Genomic DNA, 4,674 nt, shown 5'->3' on the forward strand with positions numbered 1-4,674 from the left:
CATTCACCGCATGGTGAAACTGAACATGGAAGTGATACTGTAAACGCTGATGCTAAAGACGTAAAAACTAAAGATTCAGACGACAAGATGAGCAAGGCAGATTCCCATTCACCGCATGGTGAAACCGAACACGGAAATGATGCTGTAAACGCTGATGCTAAAGACGTAAAAGCTGAGGATTCCGAAGACAAGGTCAGTAAAGCAGATTCCCATTCACCGCATGGTGAAACTGAACATGGAAGTGATGCCGTAAACGCTGATGCTAAAGACGTAAAAACTGAGGATTCAGACGACAAGGTCAGTAAAGCAGATTCGCATGCCAAGGGCGGAGACACTGAGCATGGCAAGGATGTCGCTGAGTCTGAGCACAAGGATGCTAAAACTGAAGATTCAGACGACAAGGTGAGCAAGGCAGATTCCCATTCACCACATGGTGAAACTGAACATGGAAATGACACTCAGTCTGCAATGAAGGATGGTGAGAATAGTAAAGGCTCTCCTGAACAGAAGGAACCCGCGACCGTATCAGCGGCACCAGCACCAGTTCAAGACGAACAACCTGTAGTAGCCAAATCAATTGGCAAGGGATCGTCCAAACGTCGAATTGATGATGGTGGTTCTGACAGCAGTGAACAACATGATACGGGACAATCACATAATGATAATACGGAGGATAATCAGTCTGTGTCAACAGAAGATACAGGCTCCCACGAAGATGCAGGTGCCATGTTCCATTCGTTCGATGACAATGTTTCTGATGATTTCTTCACGTGGGATGGCAATGCCGCACCTTCTACGGAAGACTGGTCTTCCGCAGTTGATACCGGAAATTTTGAAAGTGGTGGCGAGATGCACGCTGATAATGACTGGATCAGCCATACAGAACATTCCGATGACTCAATGATCGCATCCAATGATTATGAGGATCTCAATGACAACAGCGTGGCTTATCAGGAAAGCAATAGTGTGGATGACATGCTGCAAGATCATCATGAAAGCACGGCATTTATGCCATAAAACTGGTGAAGAACGTTTACAGGCAATAGGGGAGCGTTCTTACACACCCCTGTTACCATTATTCAAACCATTTTTTAAACCAGCGCACGACGCCCTGAATTCCGGAGGGTTTTTCCTCTAAAGCACCGGGAGGAGGCGAAAGCACGGTTCGTTCAGGTTGAGTTTCCGGAATTTTTTCAGAACAGGATTCCTGTGGAGGTAAATAATTTTTCACAAAGGGAACCAGCATTCCCTGTTCACAATCGTGGGGGATTCTGTTTCCAGTGGTTGAATTGATGGCAACCCATTCCACATTGGCCGGAATTGGAGGTTCCAGCGGCAGGTTTTCCACCTTTGCCATTAATTTTCCCCAAAGGGGCAACGCTCCGGAACTCCCTGTCAGTCTTGCGGATTGATTATCATCACGCCCAACCCAGACCACTGCGAGATGATTCCCGGTGAATCCCGCAAACCAGCTATCCTTCAATTCATTGGTGGTTCCTGTTTTTCCTGCGGATTTATAATCAGGATGTAGCCAGTTTTTTAAAGCCGCCGCGGTTCCTTCCTTGACAACAGCCTGAAGTGCCACATTCAACAGATACACAGCCTCAGGCGAAATGGGCGATCTGGAGGTCAACGGATAACGTTTCAACAACGTATGATCCTGAGTGTAAACCGCCCTGATCGTTCGTAACGGAGAAACAAATCCTTGCGAAGCCAAAGGTTGATAGAGTCGGGCCACTTCCAGAGGTGACAGTTCAATGCTTCCCAGCAGAGAGGACGGAAAAAAATCCACATCCCGTTTCCACCCCAGGTATCGAAGGGTTTGCCGCACTTCCGTCAATCCCACAGCTATTCCCAAACGGACTGCCGGAATGTTATAGGAATGGGCCAGTGCCTGCCACGCCGGAACCATTCCATGAAATTGCCTGTCATAGTTGTTGGGTTTCCAGAACTGGTGATTCGGCAGAGTGATGTTCAGTGGCGAATCATCCAGCAGTGTCACAATATTGTATTTATCAGGATGCTGAAAGGCCGTCAGGTAGATAAATGGTTTGATCAGGGAACCGATAGGCCTGAAGGCATCCAGAGCAGGATTGAAGCCACGGACATAAGGATTTTTTCCTCCTGTCAAGGCCTGAATTTCTCCATTGTCGGTGGAAACCAGAATGATTGCCTGATTCAGTGTCCGGGTTGGGAAACCAACTTTTTTTTCCAGACGTCTGAGTTCCTGAATCACGGTTTGCTCGGCATGTCGCTGATAACGTGGTTCGAGTGTCGTAAAAATGTTAAGCCCTTCACTGCGCAAGGATTCCTCAGGGTAATCTTCAATCAGTTGCCGTTTAACCAGATCCACAAACGCCGGGAATTGATTTCTGCCTGAAGGCGGAGTGCTGGTGACATCCAGGGGACTGTGACGCCATGAATCATACGCGACAGAATCAATCAGATTTTCTTGCGACATGATCTGCAAAACAGTGTTGCGTCGTTGCAGAGCGTTTTGTGGAAATCGCCGGGGATTGTATGCCGAAGGAGCTTTGAGCATGCCTGTCATCAAGGCTATTTGATGCGGTTTCAGTTCGGTCAGTGGACGTCCAAAATAAAATTGGCTGGCCTGGCCGAAACCATGAATGGACCGCTCACCATCCTGTCCCAGATACACTTCATTCAGATACGCTTCGAGAATGTCCTGTTTGGGATAATAATATTCCAGAATCAGGGAAATCAGCACCTCATCCAGTTTGCGTCTGAGTGTTTTTTCCGGAGTCAGAAAGAAATTTTTCACAAGTTGCTGGGTCAGTGTGCTGGCACCCTGCGCCATTTGTCTTTTTGCCAGATTCACCAGAAACGCCCGGCCAATGGCCTGGAGATCAATGCCATGATGTTCAAAAAATCCCTGATCTTCCACAGCCACCAGCGTTTGAATCAGAAGTTCTGGAACTTCACTGAATTTTATCAGCAGTCGGTCTTCTTTCTGCGTCGGATAGATTCCCGCAATCCGGGCCGGATCGAAGCGGAGCAACGGGACCGCTTGCCCGGATTGCGCTTCCTGAATGGTTTCCACCATGTTCTGCCCGAAAACAATTTTCATGAATTGCGCTGGGTCCTCTGAATCAGGAAATCGAAAGGGGCGGGTGATGACACGAAAAACATTTCCACGCTGTTCCACACTTCCGGGGGTGTCAACCTGTGATACAAAGCGGTATTGGGCCAGTTCCAGTTCCTGAACAAATTCTTTGGCGGTGAGATTCATTCCCGGGAATATTTCCAGAGGTCGAGCATAAACTCTGGCAGGCAAAGCCCACCGACGACCTTCAAATTCAGGCCGGACCCAGTTGGAAAGATGGTTCATGTAGAACCCGAGTCCGATCATTCCCGACAGCGCGAAAACCGCTGTAACTATCAGAGCGAGGGTCCTTCGGGGATGTTTGTGTTGAGATACGGTAGGAGATAAATCGGACATGCCTCAAATGTTGAAAAGCTGAAGATTCAGCCAAAGGATCCATGACGGCCCTGGCCATTGAAAAACCTTGCGGGACCTTCCACAAAGGAATCCTGTTGGATGGATCGCAATCCATGGTTGAATTCATTCAGCAATGCGCCTGGCAAATCAAGATTAAACTGCTCATAGGCGCTGAGACGGTCCTGACGCATGCATTCCTGCGGGAATTGGGTCAACTGCCGGGCAATCAGTTCCGCGGTTTCACGAGTCGCACCATTGGGAACAATCCGGTGAACCAGACCAATGGACAACGCTTCCTGCGCATCGACAGGTCTTCCCGTCAAAATGAGATCCATTGCCCGACTCAGCCCGATCAGGCGAGGAAGTCGAATGGTTCCGCCATCAATCAGGGGCACTCCCCATCTTCGGCAAAACACGCCCATGATGCAGTTTTCTGACACAATCCGCAGATCACACCACAAGGCCAGTTCCAGTCCGCCAGCGACCGCATAGCCTTCAATGGCCGCAATCACCGGTTTGCTCAACAACATCCGGGTGGGTCCCATCGGAGCATGTCCTGCGGATTCGATCCGATTTGCCAGTTTTCCCTCAGCGATGGCACGCAGATCAGCTCCGGCGCAGAAGCTGGGTCCATCGCCACACAGCACGGCCACATCAGAGCCCGCATCCTTGTCAAATTCTTCAAAGGCTTTTGCCAACGCTTCTGCGGTTTCACGATTCACGGCGTTTCGGACATCAGCCCGATTGATAATCACAGTGGTCACTCTATTTGCTTTTTCAATCAATATGCCCATAAATCTCCTGAATCACACAGTGGAAAAAAACAGATCATTCAACGGAATCCTCCTGTTCCAGAATTCCCTTTTTGACAATCATAAAAAACATGCCGCTCATGAACATCAGACTACCGATGACGAGAATCATGATTTCAAGCACCAGACGAACAGAGTCGGTTTCCTTACCTGAAAGATCAAATATTATTTCCGAGGCCCCCAGGACTTCACCGACACCGATATCAGCACCAGTCACAGAATCATGGCACTCCTGACAGCGTTCATCGGTGATAAACGGCGCGACATAGCGATATGTTGTTCGATCACGCCAGTCATCTCTGCCTTTCCCGGTCGCCAGCACCTGCCGGATCAAATCATCGGTAGCCTGTTCATCTTCTTTCACGCCATGCTGTTTTTCCACATGTTTGCTCCGGATCATGC

At 49.0% G+C, this 4,674-nt stretch carries 4 protein-coding genes; 1 reads left to right on the plus strand and 3 read right to left on the minus strand.

Going from position 1 to position 4,674, the window contains the following annotated elements:
* On the plus strand, positions 1-1,017 hold a 1,017-nt coding region (locus tag HQM11_21295), incomplete at its 5' end, for a hypothetical protein (protein ID MBF0353576.1).
* 58 nt (positions 1,018-1,075) lie between these two features.
* On the opposite strand, the gene mrcB is transcribed toward HQM11_21295, so the two are convergent.
* The 3 genes from mrcB to HQM11_21310 all read right to left on the minus strand — a co-directional run.
* Positions 1,076-3,460 carry a penicillin-binding protein 1B gene (gene mrcB, locus HQM11_21300; protein ID MBF0353577.1) on the minus strand — a complete coding sequence of 795 codons (2,385 nt, stop codon included), beginning with the start codon at positions 3,458-3,460 and terminating at the stop codon, positions 1,076-1,078.
* Positions 3,461-3,486: 26 nt separating this feature from the next.
* Positions 3,487-4,254: a crotonase/enoyl-CoA hydratase family protein gene (locus tag HQM11_21305; protein MBF0353578.1), complete on the minus strand. Its 768-nt coding sequence runs from the start codon at positions 4,252-4,254 to the stop codon at positions 3,487-3,489.
* A 34-nt stretch (positions 4,255-4,288) separates the two neighbouring features.
* On the minus strand, positions 4,289-4,674 hold a 386-nt coding region (locus tag HQM11_21310), incomplete at its 5' end, for a hypothetical protein (GenBank protein MBF0353579.1).

It is taken from the genome of SAR324 cluster bacterium (genome assembly GCA_015232315.1).
Lineage (GTDB): Bacteria > SAR324 > SAR324 > SAR324 > NAC60-12 > JADFZZ01.

Bases quoted from the DNA above. Each gene is read 5' to 3' on its own strand.
- mrcB (MBF0353577.1), bottom strand. From the start codon at position 3,460: ATGTCCGATTTATCTCCTACCGTATCTCAACACAAACATCCCCGAAGG.
- HQM11_21305 (MBF0353578.1), bottom strand. From the start codon at position 4,254: ATGGGCATATTGATTGAAAAAGCAAATAGAGTGACCACTGTGATTATC.